The sequence below is a fragment of the Caballeronia sp. M23-90 genome, assembly GCF_053574605.1.
The window spans coordinates 1-2572 of sequence record NZ_JBSIPA010000665.1 but is presented as its reverse complement, the minus strand read 5'-3'; the positions used below and the strand labels follow the sequence as shown (position 1 = coordinate 2572).

2 protein-coding genes are annotated in these 2572 nt (G+C 62.1%); both read right to left on the bottom strand.

The window, feature by feature from the left end; genetic code table 11:
- Positions 1-1941, bottom strand: a 1941-nt coding sequence (mrdA, locus tag ACRXB1_RS34360; RefSeq protein WP_449494576.1) for a penicillin-binding protein 2, incomplete at its 3' end; no start/stop codon positions are given.
- A gap of 85 nt (positions 1942-2026) precedes the next feature.
- Positions 2027-2539 (bottom strand): rod shape-determining protein MreD, encoded by a 513-nt coding sequence (mreD, locus tag ACRXB1_RS34355; RefSeq protein ID WP_062168578.1) that lies wholly within the window; start codon positions 2537-2539, stop codon positions 2027-2029.
- Positions 2540-2572 lie beyond the last annotated feature (33 nt).

Sequence of the window (2572 nt, the reverse complement as noted above, 5' to 3'; positions counted from 1 at the left end):
TCCTTCCGTGGCCGATGCCGCCGCCGCCACCGCCGCCGCTTCTGCACCCGGCTTCAACCGGTCGACGAGGTAATAGTCGAGCACTTTGCGTGCAATCGGACCAGCGGCTTCCGCACCCCAGCCGCCGTTTTCGACGATCAGCGCAATCGCAATGGTCGGATGCTCTGCCGGCGCAAACGCGATATACAACGCATGGTCTCGCAAGTGCTCGGCCGTCGCGTGGCCCGAGTAGTTCGCGCCTTGCAACGAATAAACCTGCGCCGTGCCGGTCTTGCCAGCCGACACATATTGAGCGCCGCGGAAGATCTTGACCGCGGTGCCGTTCGTGACCACGCCTTCCATTGCGCGCTTGATGAAGTCGACGTCCGCCTGCCTCACCGCAATCTTGTCGCTCGGCGCGCGCACCGTCAGACGCACGGCCTTCGTGATCGGATTCTCGACTTCCTTCACCAGATGCGGCTTCATGACTACGCCGTCATTCGCGAGCGTCGCCGTGGCGTGCGCGAGCTGCAGGATGGTGAACGAGTTGTAGCCCTGTCCAATACCCAGGCTGATCGTCTCGCCTTCATACCAGCGCTGCTGTTCGGGCTTGCGATACGCCTTCTTCTTCCAATCCGTCGATGGAAGGATGCCGCGCGCTTCGCCGTAGATATCGATGCCCGTGATCTGCCCGAAGCCCCACGGCTTCATGAAACCGGCCATGGCGTTCACACCCAGATCGTGCGCGAGCATGTAGAAATACGTGTCGTTGGAGACCACGATCGCGCGGTTCATGTCGACCCAGCCCTGACCCGCGCGCACGTCGTTGCGGAAGGTGTGGCCGCCGAACGTGTACGAGCCCGGGTCCTGGAAACCCCAGCCCGGCGTGCGCTTGTGCAGCGTCAGCGCGGCGAGCGCCATGAACGGCTTGTAGGTCGAACCCGGCGGATACGTGCCGTGCAGCGGACGGTTCAACAACGGATGATCGGGCGAATTGTTGAGCGAATCCCAGGTCTGCTGATCGATGCCGTCCACAAACGAATTCGGATCGAAACTCGGCGCCGACACAAACGCGAGCACATCGCCAGTCGATGGCTCGATGGCGACCAGCGCGCCGCGTTTGCCCGCGAACGCCTGCTCGGCGACCTGCTGCAAGCCGATATCCAGCGACAACACCAGGTTGTTCCCCGGCGTGGCTTGCGTGCGCGACATGGTGCGCACCGGCCGTCCGCCCGCCGTCACTTCCACTTCCTCGAAACCCGTCAGCCCGTGCAACTCGGTCTCGTAGCTTTGCTCGACACCGATCTTGCCCATGTAATCGGAGCCCTTGTAGTTGTTCGCGTCCAGACGCGGATCGTAGTGATCGGTGTCGGCGTCGTTCTGGTCGCTTGCGGCGTCGATACGCTCCTGATCGCGCTGCGAAATCCGCCCGATATACCCGATCACGTGCGCCGCCGTCGGTCCCAGCGGATATTGGCGGAACAGCCGCGCGCGCACTTCCACGCCCGGGAAGCGGAAACGCTGCGCGGTGAACTGGGCGACTTCTTCGTCGGTGAGACGGGTCCGGATGGGCAGGCTCTCGAAATTCTTCGAGTCTTCCAGCAGCTTCTTGAAGCGCCGGCGGTCGCGTGCGTCGACGGGAATCACGGTCGCGATGCGGTCGATTTCATCGTCGAGCGTGGTGTTGATCTTCGATGGCGTGATTTCCAGCGTGTAAGCCGAATAGTTCTTTGCCAGCACTACGCCGTTGCGGTCGGTAATGATTCCGCGATTCGGCACGATAGGCGCAACCGAGATACGGTTTTCATCGGCCTGCAGTGAGTACTTGCTGAAATGCCAGACTTGCAGATACAGGAACCGCACGCCGATCAGCCCGAAGCAGACGAACACGAACAAGCCGGCGGCTGCTACGCGCAGGCGAAACTTCGATAACTGTTGTTCGGCGTTCTGAAATTCGGTCATGCAATCTTCGCGGGGACCGCGTGTGTGGCGACTGTGGCGTGCGGCTTAACCGGCACACCGGCAGGCGCTTGAATCAACTGGCAACTCAAATGGGACGTGTGTCGTCAGGATCGGTGGCGCGGCGCTGCGGAATCAGCAGCAGGAAACTCGCGAGCGGCCACAAAATGGCTTCCACGAATCCATCGACCAGATAGCTCCAGCCGGGAAACGCCGCGCCGGTCAGCAGGCGAATCACGAACGGAACGATCTGCGCGCCGATCAGGAGCGGTGCGACCACGAACGTCTGCACGGGCAACGACATCCACAATACGCGCCTGTGAATGGTGATGGCGCCGTACGACAACAACGTATACGCAAGCGCGTGCTCGCCGAGCAGACTCGCATTGTGAACGTCCATCAACATGCCGAGCAAAAACGCGATGCCCATTCCGACACGCCGCGGCTGGTGAACGTTCCAGAAAAGCAGGACAACGGCCACAAAATCAGGCACGCCGGCCATCCGGCCCCACGGCATCAGGTTCAGCAGGAACGCGGCGGCCAGGCTGAACGTGATGAAGTAAGGATTGACCGGCTGCAGGATGTATTGCGGGCGGCTCATGGCGTGGCTCCGGGCGCGGGCCTGGCGGCGGGA